The organism is Halorubrum sp. Atlit-8R (genome assembly GCF_003666025.1).
In the GTDB taxonomy this organism is placed as follows: domain Archaea; phylum Halobacteriota; class Halobacteria; order Halobacteriales; family Haloferacaceae; genus Halorubrum; species Halorubrum salinarum.
In genome coordinates this window covers 448613-463099 of sequence record NZ_QPLV01000003.1, presented here as the reverse complement: position 1 = coordinate 463099, position 14487 = coordinate 448613, and the positions used below count along the sequence as shown (strand labels likewise).

The window sequence follows — 14487 nt, the reverse complement described above, 5'->3', positions numbered from 1 at the left end:
TCTCGTGGGGTGTCCGCTCTCGCTCCACAAAATCCAAGTCAATCCACTCAGTAGAGTCGATGAGGCGGTTGGATTCGCACATAGACACTCGAACTACCGACCGCCTCGTTCTTAACTTAACATCGCCCGTCTGCTCCCCTCCGGCTTTATTTATAAGTGATCGGCCACGTCCTCGGCGAAGTACGTGATGATCAGGTCCGCGCCCGCGCGCTTGAGCGCGGTGAGCGACTCCAGCGCGGTCGCCTCCAGGTCGAGCCACCCCTTCTCCGCGGCGGCGTGGAGCATGGCGTACTCGCCGGAGACGTTGTACGCGGCGATGGGACGGTCGAACTCCCGCCGGAGGTCCCCGACGATGTCGAGGTACGGCAGGCCGGGCTTCACCATCAGCACGTCCGCGCCCTGCTCGGCGTCGAGGCGGGCCTCCCGGAGCGCCTCGCGGCGGTTCGCGGGGTCCATCTGGTAGTGCCGCCGGTCGCCGAACGCGGGCGCGCCGTCGGCCGCGTCGCGGAACGGGCCGTAGAAGGCGGACTCGTACTTCGCGGCGTAGCTCAGGATGGCCACGTCCTCGTGGCCCGCCTCGTCGAGCGCCTCGCGGATCGCCCCCACCTGGCCGTCGGTCATCGCGGAGGGGGCGACCACGTCCGCGCCCGCGTCGGCCTGCGAGACCGCGGTGCGCGCGAGCAGGTCGAGCGTCTCGTCGTTCTTGACCGTGAGCGTCGGGTCCGACTCGGCGGTCTCCTCGATGACCCCGCAGTGGCCGTGGTCGGTGTACTCACAGAGGCAGACATCGCCGATCACGGTGGCGTCGGTCTCGGCCGAGATCCGGCGGATGGCGCGCTGGACGACGCCGTCGTCGGCGTACGCCCGGCTCCCGGACGCGTCCTTCGACTCGGGGACGCCGAAGAGGATGACGGCCTCGACGCCCGTCTCGCGTATCTCGGCGACGCGGTCGACGGCCTCGTCGACGGGCACGCGCTCGTGGCCGGGCATCGTCTCGATGGGCACGCGCTCGTCGGTCGTGGCATCGACGAAGACGGGCGCGACGAGGTCCGACGCCGAGAGGTTGGTCTCGGCGACGAGCGGGCGAACGGCGTCGGTCCGGAGGCGGCGCGGCCGGTCCGTGAGGTCCATGTCGACCGGTTGGTCCCGCGCCGCCTTTTACCGTTCGTCTCGGTCCGGCTACTCCGAGGACTCGATGTCGATCCGGTCGCGGAGGTCGGCGAGCTCGTCCGACTCAGCGAGCTCCTCGACGCGCTGTTTGAAGTGGGACTCGCAGAGGCCGACGACCACGTCGCGCTGCTCCGCCTCGTACGTGGCCTCCCGGTCGCAGTAGTGACACCGCATACGCGCCTCTCCGTCCGGCGCGGGCTTAATCCTGTTCGTCGGGCGCCGCGGCGGGGGACGACCCGGCCGCGAACGACTGGACGGAGACCGGTTCGGGGAGCCGTTCGCGGACGGGCTCGAACGCCGATTCCGTCGGCCCGGCGACCCCGAGGGTGCGCTCGTGCGCGTCCGTGCCGCCGGTTCTGAGCAGGTCGGCCTCGGCGGCGACGCGGTCGATCCGCTCGTCGTCGACGGCGCGGCCGTACGGGTAGAAGCGCTCGATCGCGCCGATCGCGTCGCGCTCGCGGGCGACCCCGAGCGCCTCGCCGACGCGCTCGTACCGGAACGGGTGCGCGAGCCCGACGAGCGCGCAGGCGTCGGCGAGCAGGTCCAGCCCCTCGTCGAGCGGGGTCACCTCGCGCGCGACGTAACACGGCCCGTCGTTCCCGATCAGCTCGTCGAACGCACCGGCGTAGTCGTACGGCGCGTCGGACTCGTCTATCGCCCGCGCGATGTGCGGGCGCCCCAGTCCCTCGCGGGGCTCCACGTCGAGGTCGACGCCGAGCCGGTCCTCGACCGCGTCGAGGATGGCGGCGCCGCGCTCGCGGCGGTCGCGCTGGAGGCGCTCGACCTCCGCGTCGAGCGCGTCGGTGTGTTCGACGCCGTACCCGAGGAGGTCCAGGCGCTCGAAGCCGGCGTCGACCCGGAGCTCGATCCCCCTGACGACCCGGACGCCGTCGCGCTCGACGACCGGCGCGTCGAGCCCGGGGTGGATCCGGTCGTGGTCGGTGACGGCGACCCAGCCGACGCCGGCCTCGCGGGCGGCCGCGGGCACCTCGTCGAGCGTCAGGGTCCCGTCCGAGACGGTCGTGTGCGCGTGGAGGTCGGCGACGACGGGGTCGGCGGAGTCGGCCGATCCGACGGAATCGGCGGATTCTGGCGGCATGGGAGCGAGTAGCCCGTCCCGGCACTAAGCGACGGCGGTCCGGCACGGGGCCGCGGAGTCCGAATATAAGGCGGTATAAGGTATCCCCTCCGACTAAGGTCGTACATGGACAATCATTAAGAACCATCGGCGGTTTTCATCTGTTGATGCGCTTGAACGGCGTCGACGACCGACTCGAACGGCACCAGTACCCGACCACCTCTGAGGAGATCATCGCGGCTCACGGCAACGCGACCGTAGAGCTCGCGAACGGGTCCGAGCGGCTCGGCGACGTCTTGGAGCGGTTCGGCGACCAGACGTTCGAGGACGCGGAGGACGTGTTCACCACGCTCCGAGCCGGCGTCTGTCACCGCGGCGTCGGTCGCCGGTTCTACTCGGACCGCGACCCGACCACCGACGCGGAGGACGGACCCTCGCCGGTCTCGTTCTGACGCGCCGAACCGCGCGAAGTCCATACCCTTCCTTTCGAAGCCCGACCGGGGAGCGTCGCCGATCCGCAGAGGCGGAAGGCCGCGACCCGCGACGCGGCTACGACGTGCCGTCGACGACGAGCGGCGCGACTACCACGTGCCGTCGACGACGAGCGACGCGGCTACGACACGCCGTCGACGACGCCGGAGAGGTCGAGCGGGACCGACCCCTTCCGGTACCCCTCGATCGACCCGTCGGGCTCGGCGCGGTACACGACCGCGGGCTTGTGACGGACCGCGGGCTCGGCCGCGCGCACGGCGGCCCACTCGTCGGCGGGGAACGACGAGCAGTCGACGAACAGCGTGACGCCGCCAGCGTGGGCCGCGAGCTGGCCGCTGGTCTTCGTCTCGGCAGTGTCGCGGACGGCCGCGACGGGGTCGTTCGCGGAGCGACCGGCGGTCGGCTGCGGGCGCGTCACCTCGACGAGGTGACCGGCGCCGGTCTCGGGATCGGTCGCGCGGAAGTCGAGGGAGTGCCCGGTCGTCACCTCGATCTCCGGCGTGATCTCGTACCCCGCGTCGGTGAGTATCCGGGCCGCGGCGAACTCGGCTATCGCCGCGCTCATGCGGACGAGGTCCCGCGACGCGGAGGTGCCGAGCTTCCCGGCCATCACCTCGCGGTAGTCGTCCAGCGTCCCCGGGCGGAGCGTCTCCTCGACGAAGCCGGTGCCCGCCTCGCGGCTCGCGTCCGGGAACCCGGCGGCGTGGTCGCGGAAGAACGCCCGGCTCGTCTCCGCGCCGTCCTTCGAGCAGAACACCGGCAGGAAGTACCACGAGACGTGCGGGTAGTCGGCCAGCCAGGGCTCGTCGTCGTGGAGCCCGGCGAGGAGCTCCCGCTGCGCCCACCGCGAGACGGGGTAGGGAGCCTCGTCGAACCCGTACTTGTCCGTCCGCCAGAGCTCGCTCGGGGTCTCCGTGTTGCCAAGCCAGTACCCGACCGGGCCGCCGTCGGCGCCGGCCGGCGGGTCCGCGTCGTCGTCGGTCCAGCAGAACAGCGCGAACGACCCGTCGTCCATGTCGAACCGGCGCGCCTCGTAGTCCGGCGGCGGGGCGAACCACGGGTCGCCGGCGGTCGCTCCGAGGTTCTCGTCGAGGGGGCGAGCGAGCTGCGACCGGACGCGGTCCGCCGTCCACCGACCGGGCGAGCGCCTGAAGCGGAGCGGTTGTGCCACGCCCGTTCGGTATCACGCCGCGCGGTTAATCGATTCCGGTGGCCGGCCCCCGAACGTTCACGGTCTTTGATACGTTTACCGACAGGTATATTACAGGAAACGGCCAAGTGTAGTCGTACCATGTCAATGGGTGCCTATGACGAGGCCGAACACGAGCGTCGCGAGAAGAAGACCAGCGAAGTCGACGCCGACTTCGACGCGGAGCGGCCCGAGTACTCCGGCTCCCTGACCTACGACTCGGGCGACTCGACGGAGGCACTCCTCGACAAGTTCGAAGAGCTTCAGGGCAAGTGACGCGGCCGCGGCGACGCCGCGTTTTCTGATTCCGTTCTCAGCCGGCGAGTGCGAACGCCGTGAGAGACGATCGGCGAGCGACGACGCCGCGAGCGCCGGCTCAGGTGAGCCAGATCGCGAGCGAGCAGACGACGGCGACCGCGATGACGTGCCCGACCACCGCGCCGAGCAGTACGGGCTCGGTGAGCAGGAACGGGACGAGCGCCAGCTGGACGAGCGAGAAGCCGATGTTCTCGGCGTCGAGCCGGCGGACGGTCGCCCGCTCCTCGTCCGGGAGGTCGACGTGGACCGCGCGCCACAGCGCCACGACCGCGCTCCACCACGAGGTGCCGATGCGGTAGGTCAGGTCCCAGAGGACGAGCAGCGTGAGGTAGACGACGGGGAGCGGGGGGTCGTCCCCGAACAGCCGGTCGATGAGGGTCGGCCCGCCGGTCGCGTCCCACGCGAACAGGTAGGTGAGCAGCGCGATGAACGCCAGCACGCCCAACACGATCTCGATGCTCGACCCGAACAGCAGCCGCTTGTGCTCGGGCGGCGTGCCGAGCAGCCGGTTCTTCGCCCCGAGGCGGTGCATCTCGACGCTGCCGACGGCCGCGACGACGACCGCGACCGTCCCGGCGACGACGGCGTCCCAGGTCCCGTAGTACCAGCCGAGCGCCACCACGCCGACCTCGAAGATGGCGAACTGGAGCGCGACCGCCAGCGTGCGCGAGACGTCGAGCCCCGGGATCCCGCCGACGAGGCTCTCGTACACCCACGTCTCTCCGTACTCGCGGCTCACGGCGAGACCCCGGGCAGCGCGCTCAGCGGCGACGCCTCCGCGTTCCGCGACTCGGTCAGCGCGCGGGCGACCGCGAGCTCGAAGGGCGTGCGCTCGACGGGCACCAGCTCCTGAATCCGGTCGTCCTCGACGATCACGGTGTTGCGAAGCCCCTCGACCAGCGACCGGGCGAGGTAGGGGTTCACGTCGGTGACGAGCCGGAGCCACCGGGCCGACAGCTCCGGGCTCAACACCGGGACCCGCACGATCCGGAGGGAGTGGCCGAGCTGGCGCCTGGTCCGGCGGAGGATCTCGGCGTAGGTCAGCACCTCCGGGCCCCCGATCTCGAACGTCTCGCCGGCGGTTTCGGGGGCGTCGAGGACGCCCGCGAGGTACGCGACCACGTCGGCGATCGCGATCGGCTGGCACAGCGTGTCGACCCACTTCGGCGTGACCATCACCGGGAGCCGCCGGGCGAGCCCCGACACCACCTCGAAGCTGGCGCTGCCGGCGCCGATGATGATCGCGGCGCGAAGCGTCGTGAGCGCCGGGTCGCCCTCGGCGAGGATCCGCTCCACCTCGCGGCGCGAACGGAGGTGCTCGGAGAGCTCCTCGCGGTCCTCGCCGAGCCCGCCGAGGTAGACAATCCGGTCGATCCCGGCGGCCGACGCGGCCGCAACGAAGTTCCTCGCGCAGTTCCGGTCGCGCTCCTCGTACCCCGGGCCGCCGTCCATCGAGTGGACGAGGTAGTACGCGGCGTCGACCGCCTCGCCGTCGAGTTCGAACGCCGGGGGGAGCGTCTCCGGTTCCAGGAGGTCGCCCTCGACGACCGAGACGCCCTCGGGCGCGTCGTAGCCGTCGGCGTCGCGGACGAGCGCGACCACGTCGTGGCCGCGCGAGAGGAGCGTCGGGACGAGCCGGCTCCCGACGAATCCGGTCGCGCCGGTGACGAGCACTCGCATACCGTCTCCTGGGGCGGAACGACCATAAGCCTCGGCCCGCGGACCGATCGCTAGAAGTGCCCCCGGGTTCCTCCTCCGGTATGCGCGCAGGCGAGTTCGAACCGGTCCGCGGCGTCGAGGACCTGTACGTCCACGACACCGGGATGTTCGACACCGACGAGTACGGCGCCGTCTACGTGTACGACGCCGAGCGACCGATCGTGATAGACACGGGGACGGGAGCGAACCGGGAGTCCCTCTTCGAGACCGTCGAGGCGATCGGAATCTCCCGCGAGGAGCTCGCGTGGATCCTCCCGACCCACGCCCACCTCGACCACGCGGGCGGCGCCGGCTACCTCGCGGAGCGCTACCCGAACGCCGAGGTCCGGGTGCCCGAGAGGGGCGTCCGCCACCTCGTCGACCCCGACGCGCTCGTCGCCGGCACCAAGTCGGCGGTCGAGGACCAGTGGGAGTACTACGCCGAGCCGCGGCCGGTCCCGGACGACCGGATCGCGGGCGTCGCCGACGGCGACCGGATCGACCTCGGCGACCGCGAGCTCGTCGTCCGCGAGGCGCCGGGGCACGCCCCCCACCACGCGGTCTACCACGACCCCGACGCGGACGTGGTGTTCGCCGCCGACGCCGCCGGCATCTACGTCCCCGCGGTCGACGCGGTGACCCCGACGACGCCGCCGCCGCAGTTCGACTTCGAGCAGTGCCTCGACGACATCCGGCTGATCGAGGAGCTCGACCCCGACACGATCTGTTTCGGTCACTTCGGACCGCGGACCTGCGACGAGGTCCTGATCGGCGAGGCGAAGCGGGCGTACGTCGAGTGGGTCGAGCGCGTCAGGGAGAAGCGCGCCGAACTTGGCGACGACGAGGCGGTCGTCGAACACTTCGAGTCCGCGAGCCGCGACGTCGACTACTGGAACCGCGAGCGCGCGCGGGCGAACGCGAGCCTGAACGCGAGAGGCGTGTTGACGTACCTCGACCGCGCCGGCGACGAGGCGTGACTCGCCGGGGGACGAGGGGCAGGGAAGCGACCGGGCGGGAAGCGGCGACGGAGGCGGCCCCGGCGAGAGAAACGCCCTAAACCCCGCCGCCCGTAGGCCGGGGCAGATGGGCATCTTCGACACGATCCGGGCCGTGCTCGGGACGAGCGCCGAGACCGACGCGACCCGCGAGGCGGACCCCGAGGACCTCTTCGGGATGTCGACCGCGTACATGACGATGGAGGCGGACCTCCGGTACGACCACTGCGGCGAGGCCGCCCTGTGTTTCTCCGGGATGGACAGCACGCGCTTCGACGAGGCGGTCGAGACCGTCGAGGCCATCTTAGAGGCCGGCGAGATCGACACCGGAACCGGCTTCCACCGGTACGAGGACGACCACGGCTACCAGTGGTTCGTGCTGGAGGACGACGACCCCGAGGACTTGGTGACGAGCGTCCACTTCGCGGCCGACCAGTTCATCGAGGAGGGGTTCGGGTCGCGGCTGCTCGCGGCCGTCTTCGGCTTCGAGAACGATGACGGCCCGGTCTACTGGATCTACTCGTTCCGCCGGGGCGCGTACTACCCGTTCGCGCCGCGGGGGACGAATGACCGGAACCAGCGGGTCGAGTTCAAGCTCCAGTCCGTCCTAGACGGCGAGCTCGGCTTAGAGGACGACGAGTCGTACTGGTACCCGCTGTGGCCCGACGCGCCCGGGAGCCACCCGTGGGAGTGACCGCCGAGCCGACGGTGGTCCGATGAGCGACGGGCGCGACCCGACCGGCGGGCCGGAACTCGGCGACGGAGCGGACGCGGCCGGGCGGAACGCCCCGAAGAAGCGCCTGCTCCGCGGCGTCGCCGTCCAGGCCGCGGCCGTCGCGGCGGCGGTCCACCTGCTGTGGGCGTGGCCCCGGCTCGGATCGCCGCCGGACGCCCGCCCGTACCTCTTCCTCGCCGGGAGCGGGCTCGCCGTGGCGGTCGCCGTCGCGACGCTCCGGGCCGGCGAGTACCGGCGGCTGTACGCGCTCGGGGCGGGGACGCTCGGGACGTTCCTCGGCGGGTTCCTCGCGTGGCACGGGACCGAGGCGACCGCGGCGCTCGCGGCCGAGCCGCTGGCGGTCGTCGCGGCGATAGCGGAGGTCGTCGGGGTCGGCGCCTTCCTCGTGCTGTACCGGCTCGCGCCGCCGACGAGCGTCGCCCTCGAACGGCGACGGGACGAGGGACCGGACGAGGCGTCGGGGGACGGGGGGGAGGAGTCGCCGTGAGCGACACGTACCTGACGGTCGCCGAGCGCGCGACCGCGCGGTTCGAGGTCCAGGGGTCGGAGTTCCTCGGCCACGTCGCGCCCGTCGACACGGTCGAGGCGGCGGAGGCGTTCGTCGCGGCGGTCCGCGAGGAGTACGTGGACGCGACCCACAACGTGCCCGCGTACCGGGTGCCCGCGGGCGAGCCGTCCGAGCGGACGCCGGGGTCGGAGCCGATGCTCAGGGAGTACTCGTCGGACGACGGCGAGCCGACCGGCTCGGCGGGCAAGCCCGCGCTGAACGTGCTCCAGCAGCGCGAGGTCCGGAACGTCGCCGCGGTCGTGACGCGGTACTACGGCGGGACGAACCTCGGGGTCGGGGGGCTCGCGCGCGCCTACTCGCGCGCGGTGAAGGACGGTATCGACGCCGCCGGCGTGGTCGAGGAGCGGCCGCACCGCGCCCTCGTCGTCGAGACCGAGTACGACGACTCGGGGACGGTCCGGGGCGTGATCGAGTCGGCGGGCGTCGAGTTCGACGCCGACTACGGCGAGCGCGTCCGGTTCGACCTCCGGGTGCCGGTCGCCGAGGTGGAGGCGCTCCGCGAGCGGCTCAACGACGCGACGAGCGGACGGGTCGAGATCGAACGGTAGCGGTCGCCGGAGACCCGAAACGCGGGCCGGGGGCTCGACCTACGAGAACTTCCGGACCGTCATGTCGAGGGTGTCGAGATCGAGGATGGGGGCGTAGCCGGCGTCGGGGTCGATGTTGACGGACTTCTGGAAGTCGGTCTGGGCCTGCCAGCAGCCGGAGTTGACCGCGAGCACGTTGTGGTACTTCCCCCAGCCGAGCTTGTGGACGTGGCCGGTGTGGAACACGTCGGGCACGTCCTCGATGACGAGGTAGTCGCGCTCCTCGGGCGCGACGCGGGTGTGACCGCCGAACTGCGGGGCGACGTGGCGCTTCTTCAGCAGGTGGTACATCGCCTTGTGGGGCTCGTCGTAGCTCGCCTTCTCCTCCGGCAGCTCCGCGATCACCTCGTCGAGCGAGACGCCGTGGTACATCAGCACCTCCACGCCCTCGACAGAGACGGTGGCCGGGTTCGAGACGATCCGGGCGTCGTGGACGTCTAAGATCTCCTGGATCTCGTCGTCGAAGCCCGGCTGCGGCTCGGCGAGCCGGACCGCGTCGTGGTTGCCGGGGATCATCACGACCTCGGTGTCGGCGGGCACCTCCTTGAGGTGCTCCGAGAAGGCCTCGTACTGCTCGTAGATGTCGACGATGTCCAGCTCCTCGTCCTGATCGGGGTAGACGCCGACCCCCTCGACCATGTCGCCCGCGAGGAGGAGGTACTCCACGGGGTCGGCCTCGGGGGTGTGGAGCCAGTCGGTGAACGAGTGCCACGCGTCGGCCATGAACTCGTCGCTGCCGACGTGGACGTCGGAGATCAGCGCGGCCTGGACGTGGCGGTCCGCGCCGCCCGGGCGGTGGGTCCGAGGGACGTCCGGGAAGTGGAGCGAGTCGGCGAAGAGGATGCCGGCGTCGTCCGCGAGCGACCCCTCGACGGCGACGCACTCGTCTAAGAGGATCTCGTCGACCACGTCGGCGAGGCCCTTGTCCTTCATCACGAGGGCGGGGAAGGTCCCGGTGGTGTCCTCCAACTCGATCAGCCAGTGGCCGGACTTGGTGGAGCGCACGTCGTTGACGAGGCCGATCATCGCGGCGTCGCTGCCGCCCGGCATGTCCGCGATCGCCTCCGCGGGCCGGTGGTTGACGCGGCCGCGGAGGATCTTCGAGAGCCGCTCGTAGCGGTCGCGGAACGTCGTGACGAAGTCCTTGTACTCGCCGGTCCCCGTGCTGCGCCCGGTCATGTCGTTGCCGACCTCCAAGTCGCGCAGGTCGGGGTCGCGGCGGCGTTCCGAGTTGTCGGGGGAAGCGCCGGCCTGGGTAGCCTCGGTAGTCTCGGCGGCTTCGACGGTGTTGCCCGTCCCGGCGGCGTCGGCGGTCTCGACGGGGGCGTCCGTCTCGACGGCGTCCGCGGTCGCGGTCGGTGCGTCGGCGGTCCCTCGCGAGGCCGCCCCGGCGTCCGCCGGTTCCGGATCCGTAGACCCCTTCGTTTCGACTGGAGATTGTTCCGTTTCGCCCGGTGAACCCGGAGATCCGTCGGTCTCCCCGATCGCGTCGCGGACGTGGTCGGCGGTGATCCGCAGGGCGTCGTCGGGGGCGCGGTCGACGGCGGCCGCGACGGCGGCGGCCGGGTCGGTCGCGCCGGCGAGCAGGGTCACCGCCTCGCGCTCGGCGTTGTAGCCGCGCTCGGCGAGGGCTTTCGCGATCCGGGCGTTCGACTCCAGCGGCACGCTACCCGAAAGGGGGGTCGCGGGCAAAACCGTTCCGGAGGCGTCGAAGGAAGTCGGTGCGCGGGAGCCCGAGCCCCCGGAACGCGGGGACCCGGAAGCTTATGAACGGAACCCCCCAAAGCCGACGTAATGGACGAAGGGGATCGGCCGACGGACACCGACGAGTCGGCCGGTCGAGACGAGCGGACGGACGAGGAGTCCGCGGCGGCGTCCGAGGGCTCGGACGACGGATCGTCCGACGAATCGGTCGACCGGTTTTCTGACGAGTCGACCGACCGGCTTCCCGAGGAGTCAGACGACCCGCTTTCCGACGAGTCGGATGATCAACCTCCTGACGAGTCGGACGACCGCCTTCCCGACGAATCCGCCGGTCCGACCTCCGTCGGCGAGGGCGACGTGCCCTCCGATTCCGAGGTCGACGCTCAGCCTCGGGACGAGCCCGGGTCGCTCGGGCAGGGCGACGCCGCGGCCGGACAGCGGAGCGCGTCGAGAGCGGGAGGGGAGTCGGGAATCGAGTCGGGAGAGCCGACGGCGGACGAGTCGCTCGTCCACCGGTTCCGGCACGACCGGGAGGGCGCGCTGATGTGGATCCGCGAGATGCTGTCGAGCGTCGCCGTCGTCCTCCTGGTCGGACTGCTGCTGTTCGGCGTCAGCGGCGTGTGGCCGCCGATGGTCGCCGTCGAGTCGGGGAGCATGGAGCCGAACATGCAGGTCGGCGACCTGGTGTTCGTCACCGAACCCGGCCGGCTCGCGCCGGACGCGGCCGAAAACGGGGTCGGCGTCGTCACCCACGAGGTGGGCCAGGAGGTCGACTATCGGACGTTCGGGTCCTACGGGTCGGTGATGATATACACGCCGCCCGGCCGGACCGGGGCGCCGATCATCCACCGGGCGATGTTCCACGTCACCGAGGGCGAGAACTGGTACGACCGCGCCGACGCGGAGTACCACAACGCCGTCGACTGCGGGTCGCTCGCCAACTGCCCGGCGCCGCACGACGGGTACATCACCCTCGGCGACAACAACGGCGCCTACGACCAGGCCAGCGGCCTCTCGCCGCCGGTCAGGGCCGAGTGGGTGAACGGGGTGGCGCGCCTCCGGGTTCCGTATCTCGGCTACATCCGGCTGATCGCGACGGGACAGGTGGAGCTGAACGAGGCGATAGCGGGGGCCGTGGGAAGCGGCCTCCCGGCGACCGGACCGGGGAGCGCTTCGACTGCGCTGACGGCGTAGCTTCTGGGGGAGCCGGTATTAAACGGACCTCGACGGACCGAAGTCAGTTGTCGAACCGCGCTTGGACGAACGGCTGCGCGTTCTCGATGTCGCCGAGCCGCGAGTCCGACAGGAGCACCGCCTCCGTCTCCTCGACGGGCACGGAGAGGCCCATCTCCTTCGTCCGGCCGTAGCGGCCCTTCGAGACGACGACGGCGTTGACGATCCCGAGCATGTCGAGCTCGCTGATGAGGTCGGTGACCCGTCGCTGGGTTAAGACGTCGGCGTCGATCTCCTCGCAGAGGCGCTTGTAGATGTTGAACACCTCGCCCGTGTTGATGTTGTGGACGCCGTTCTTTTCGAGGAGGATAACGGCGAACAAGACGATCTTGCTCTGCGTCGGGAGGGTGCGGACGACCTCGACGACGCGGTCGAGCTCGATCTTGTCCTGGGCCTGCCGGACGTGTTTCTCCGCGACGATCTCGGCCTGCGAGCGCTCGGCGAGCTCGCCGGCGGTCCGGAGGAGGTCGAGGGCGCGTCGGGCGTCGCCGTGTTCCTGTGCGGCGAAGGCGGCACAGAGGGGGATCACGTCGTCGGTGAGCGCGTCGGGCTTGAACGCGGTGTCGGCGCGGTGCTGGAGGATGTCGCGGAGCTGGTTGGCGTCGTACGGCGGGAAGACGATCTCCTCCTCGCCGAGGCTCGACTTGACGCGTGGGTCGAGGAAGTCGGTGAACTTCAGATCGTTCGAGATGCCCATGATCGAGATGCGCGAGCGGTCGAGCTCGGAGTTCATCCGGGAGAGGTTATAGAGGGTGTCGTCGCCGCTCTTCTCGACGAGCTTGTCGATCTCGTCGAGCATGATCACGACCACGCGCTCGTGGTAGTCGACCGCCTCGAAGAACGTCGAGTAGACGCGGTCGGTGGGCCACCCGGTCATCGGCACTTCCTCCATCTCGTCGGCGTCAGCTTCGAGCTCGTCGATGCGGTCGTCGAGCTCGTCGACGGAGTCGAACTCGGTGTCGGCGAGGGCGGCGGCCGGGTCGCGTCCCGCGGTCTCCGCGGCGTCCGTCGCGTCGGCGCGGAGCCCCTCCAGCCGCTCTAACCGGTCGGCGATCACCGCCTGGTTCTCCTCGATGAACGTGTTCGCGAGCTGGGCGAGGACGCGGTACTGGGTATCGGTCACCTCGCAGTTGATGTACTCGACCTCGCAGGGCACGTCGTACTTCTGGGAGGTGGATTCGAGCTCCTGAGAGACGAACTTCGCCGAGGCGGTCTTCCCGGTCCCCGTCTTCCCGTAGATGAGGATGTTCGAGGGGGTCTCGCCGCGGAGCGCGGAGACGAGGATGGTCGCCATCCGGTTGATCTGATCGTTGCGGTGGGGGAGCTCGTGCGGCGTGTACGAGGGGCGGAGGACCTCCTTGTTCTCGAATATCGGTTCGCCGGAGAGGAGGTCGTCGAACAGTCCCTGGTTGTCATCGTCGTCGTCGAGGACGACGCCGTCGAAGTCGACGTCCGGCGACGACCGGTCGCGGCCGCCGTTGTTGAGCCCCGCCGTTTCGGGTCGAGCGTCGGTCGAGAGGGAGGCCGCGTCGGGGTCTGATTCGACGTCCGAGGCGCCGAAGTCCGATCCCACGTCGGCACCGGTGCCGGACCCGGTCGGAGCGTCGGGGTCGAAGTCGTCGATGTCGGGGGACTCGGACCCGTCGTCTCCGGACTCAGCGGTTTCGGTGCCCGAGACCGCGAAGTCGTCGGGGTCGGCCGTCGAAGAGCGGTTCGACGGCGAGTCATCGGAGTCGCCGCTATGGTCCGATTCGTCGCCGTCGTCCGGGTCGATGCCGCCGTCGGCCCGCGGTGTGTGATCGCCTTCGTCCATGTGAACCCCTCTGTTTCAGGTGGAGACGGCAAGGGAAGTCCCTTCAGACGCCGTCTCCGGTCGGAAACACGCGTTCGCGGTCGGAACCGAGACCGACCACGTCCAGTTGATACAGTCGAACCAGATGAAGAGACGGTACAAAAGTGTTCCTCTCTGGAGTTGAAACGTCCCCCTCGGTCGGGGTCTCGGGTCGATAGGGGGTCGGTTCGAGTCGAACAGTGTTCCGGTCGAACCGATCGGGAGCCGGAGCCAATTGGAATGACGGCCGGTCGGATCGCGAGGCGACCCGACGGAACCAAGGCGTGTAGCAGACATCGACAGCCGTTGCGGTCATCTCGCCCTCCGGCAATCGTCTCGGGGGCCCTCGCAGTCGGACTCGGCGTTCCACCTCACGCTCGGCGATTTCGGGTCGCGGTTCCCCCACTCGGGGAGTCGCGTCGGTTGGGTTACCCCCACACCCCTTTGTTTCGGGTGGAACGACGGATGGGTGGGGTGGGGGTGTTGGGGTGGTTATGTATAGCGGTGGTTTTAATACATATACTATACAACAGTACCCTCGACAATCTGCTCTGGATTATATTTGTAGTGTTGTAGTTGTTTTATTTGATCTTCGTGCTGATTTTATCTGCTGTAGCTCCAACCGACCCCCGAGCGGCCACCATCCGCCCCGACACCTCTCCGGGTTCCACCTGAAACGAAGGGGTGGGGGGCTACTGGTCGACACCTGCTCCCAGGTGACACCCTCTCAACGGCAACGTTTCGCCTCGACAACGACCTCCCTCGGCGACGCTCCACCTCGACGACGCTCCCTACTCACGGCGCGCCGCCAACGGACGTCACTATCGACGGCGATAGTTTTACCACATGGTAAACAAACGGTACACGCACACATGACCCGATTCCGCA

At 70.0% G+C, this 14487-nt stretch carries 15 protein-coding genes; 7 read left to right on the top strand and 8 right to left on the bottom strand.

Going from position 1 to position 14487, the window contains the following annotated elements; genetic code table 11:
- Positions 1-150 precede the first annotated feature (150 nt).
- From hemB to DVK05_RS11045, 3 genes are read right to left on the bottom strand one after another with little or no spacing between them, the layout of a single operon-like run.
- Positions 151-1131 (bottom strand): porphobilinogen synthase, encoded by a 981-nt coding sequence (gene hemB / locus DVK05_RS11050; protein WP_121563393.1) that lies wholly within the window; start codon positions 1129-1131, stop codon positions 151-153.
- A gap of 48 nt (positions 1132-1179) precedes the next feature.
- On the bottom strand, positions 1180-1344 hold the full coding sequence (locus DVK05_RS17340) for a DUF6757 family protein (protein WP_199712318.1): 165 nt from the start codon (positions 1342-1344) through the stop codon (positions 1180-1182).
- A 25-nt stretch (positions 1345-1369) separates the two neighbouring features.
- The gene (locus tag DVK05_RS11045) at positions 1370-2269 is read right to left on the bottom strand and encodes a PHP domain-containing protein (protein ID WP_121563392.1); all 900 of its coding nucleotides are present in this window, start codon (positions 2267-2269) and stop codon (positions 1370-1372) included.
- Positions 2270-2415: 146 nt separating this feature from the next.
- Here DVK05_RS11045 and DVK05_RS11040 point away from each other — a divergent pair, with 146 nt between their 5' ends.
- Complete coding sequence (locus tag DVK05_RS11040; protein ID WP_008585525.1) at positions 2416-2700, top strand: hypothetical protein; 285 nt, start codon at positions 2416-2418, stop codon at positions 2698-2700.
- Between the two features lie 161 nt (positions 2701-2861).
- Here DVK05_RS11040 and DVK05_RS11035 read toward each other — a convergent pair whose 3' ends face one another.
- Positions 2862-3911, bottom strand: coding sequence for a DUF5784 family protein (locus DVK05_RS11035; protein ID WP_121563391.1), 1050 nt, complete (start codon positions 3909-3911; stop codon positions 2862-2864).
- 126 nt (positions 3912-4037) lie between these two features.
- Here DVK05_RS11035 and DVK05_RS17130 point away from each other — a divergent pair, with 126 nt between their 5' ends.
- Positions 4038-4205 carry a DUF5786 family protein gene (locus DVK05_RS17130; protein WP_004599209.1) on the top strand — a complete coding sequence of 56 codons (168 nt, stop codon included), beginning with the start codon at positions 4038-4040 and terminating at the stop codon, positions 4203-4205.
- 100 nt (positions 4206-4305) lie between these two features.
- On the opposite strand, the gene DVK05_RS11030 is transcribed toward DVK05_RS17130, so the two are convergent.
- Both DVK05_RS11030 and DVK05_RS11025 read right to left on the bottom strand, forming a co-directional pair.
- Positions 4306-4986 carry a hypothetical protein gene (locus DVK05_RS11030; protein WP_053770252.1) on the bottom strand — a complete coding sequence of 227 codons (681 nt, stop codon included), beginning with the start codon at positions 4984-4986 and terminating at the stop codon, positions 4306-4308.
- Positions 4983-5927, bottom strand: a complete 945-nt coding sequence (locus DVK05_RS11025; RefSeq protein ID WP_121563390.1) for an NAD(P)H-binding protein — start codon at positions 5925-5927, stop codon at positions 4983-4985. The genes DVK05_RS11030 and DVK05_RS11025 overlap by 4 nt, the downstream gene beginning before the upstream one ends.
- 80 nt (positions 5928-6007) lie before the next feature.
- Here DVK05_RS11025 and DVK05_RS11020 point away from each other — a divergent pair, with 80 nt between their 5' ends.
- The 4 genes from DVK05_RS11020 to DVK05_RS11005 all read left to right on the top strand — a co-directional run bounded on the left by DVK05_RS11020 (position 6008) and on the right by DVK05_RS11005 (position 8792).
- Positions 6008-6922: an MBL fold metallo-hydrolase gene (locus DVK05_RS11020; protein WP_121563389.1), complete on the top strand. Its 915-nt coding sequence runs from the start codon at positions 6008-6010 to the stop codon at positions 6920-6922.
- Between the two features lie 106 nt (positions 6923-7028).
- On the top strand, positions 7029-7634 hold the full coding sequence (locus DVK05_RS11015; protein WP_053770255.1) for a hypothetical protein: 606 nt from the start codon (positions 7029-7031) through the stop codon (positions 7632-7634).
- A 22-nt stretch (positions 7635-7656) separates the two neighbouring features.
- Positions 7657-8163, top strand: a complete 507-nt coding sequence (locus DVK05_RS11010) for a hypothetical protein (RefSeq protein ID WP_121563388.1) — start codon at positions 7657-7659, stop codon at positions 8161-8163.
- Positions 8160-8792, top strand: coding sequence for a YigZ family protein (locus DVK05_RS11005; protein ID WP_121563387.1), 633 nt, complete (start codon positions 8160-8162; stop codon positions 8790-8792). The genes DVK05_RS11010 and DVK05_RS11005 overlap by 4 nt, the downstream gene beginning before the upstream one ends.
- 39 nt (positions 8793-8831) lie before the next feature.
- On the opposite strand, the gene DVK05_RS11000 is transcribed toward DVK05_RS11005, so the two are convergent.
- On the bottom strand, positions 8832-10496 hold the full coding sequence (locus DVK05_RS11000; RefSeq protein WP_121563386.1) for a DNA-directed DNA polymerase II small subunit: 1665 nt from the start codon (positions 10494-10496) through the stop codon (positions 8832-8834).
- 129 nt (positions 10497-10625) lie between these two features.
- On the opposite strand from DVK05_RS11000, the gene DVK05_RS10995 reads away from it, so the two are divergent.
- Positions 10626-11729 carry a S26 family signal peptidase gene (locus tag DVK05_RS10995; protein ID WP_121563385.1) on the top strand — a complete coding sequence of 368 codons (1104 nt, stop codon included), beginning with the start codon at positions 10626-10628 and terminating at the stop codon, positions 11727-11729.
- 43 nt (positions 11730-11772) lie between these two features.
- Here DVK05_RS10995 and DVK05_RS10990 read toward each other — a convergent pair whose 3' ends face one another.
- Complete coding sequence (locus tag DVK05_RS10990) at positions 11773-13581, bottom strand: Cdc6/Cdc18 family protein (RefSeq protein ID WP_121563384.1); 1809 nt, start codon at positions 13579-13581, stop codon at positions 11773-11775.
- Positions 13582-14487: the final 906 nt, after the last annotated feature.

Bases quoted from the DNA above. Each gene is read 5' to 3' on its own strand.
- DVK05_RS11025 (WP_121563390.1), bottom strand. From the start codon at position 5,927: ATGCGAGTGCTCGTCACCGGCGCGACCGGATTCGTCGGGAGCCGGCTC.
- DVK05_RS10995 (WP_121563385.1), top strand. From the start codon at position 10,626: ATGGACGAAGGGGATCGGCCGACGGACACCGACGAGTCGGCCGGTCGA.
- DVK05_RS11040 (WP_008585525.1), top strand. From the start codon at position 2,416: ATGCGCTTGAACGGCGTCGACGACCGACTCGAACGGCACCAGTACCCG.
- DVK05_RS17340 (WP_199712318.1), bottom strand. From the start codon at position 1,344: ATGCGGTGTCACTACTGCGACCGGGAGGCCACGTACGAGGCGGAGCAG.
- DVK05_RS10990 (WP_121563384.1), bottom strand. From the start codon at position 13,581: ATGGACGAAGGCGATCACACACCGCGGGCCGACGGCGGCATCGACCCG.
- DVK05_RS11015 (WP_053770255.1), top strand. From the start codon at position 7,029: ATGGGCATCTTCGACACGATCCGGGCCGTGCTCGGGACGAGCGCCGAG.
- DVK05_RS11010 (WP_121563388.1), top strand. From the start codon at position 7,657: ATGAGCGACGGGCGCGACCCGACCGGCGGGCCGGAACTCGGCGACGGA.
- DVK05_RS11020 (WP_121563389.1), top strand. From the start codon at position 6,008: ATGCGCGCAGGCGAGTTCGAACCGGTCCGCGGCGTCGAGGACCTGTAC.
- hemB (WP_121563393.1), bottom strand. From the start codon at position 1,131: ATGGACCTCACGGACCGGCCGCGCCGCCTCCGGACCGACGCCGTTCGC.
- DVK05_RS17130 (WP_004599209.1), top strand. From the start codon at position 4,038: ATGGGTGCCTATGACGAGGCCGAACACGAGCGTCGCGAGAAGAAGACC.
- DVK05_RS11045 (WP_121563392.1), bottom strand. From the start codon at position 2,269: ATGCCGCCAGAATCCGCCGATTCCGTCGGATCGGCCGACTCCGCCGAC.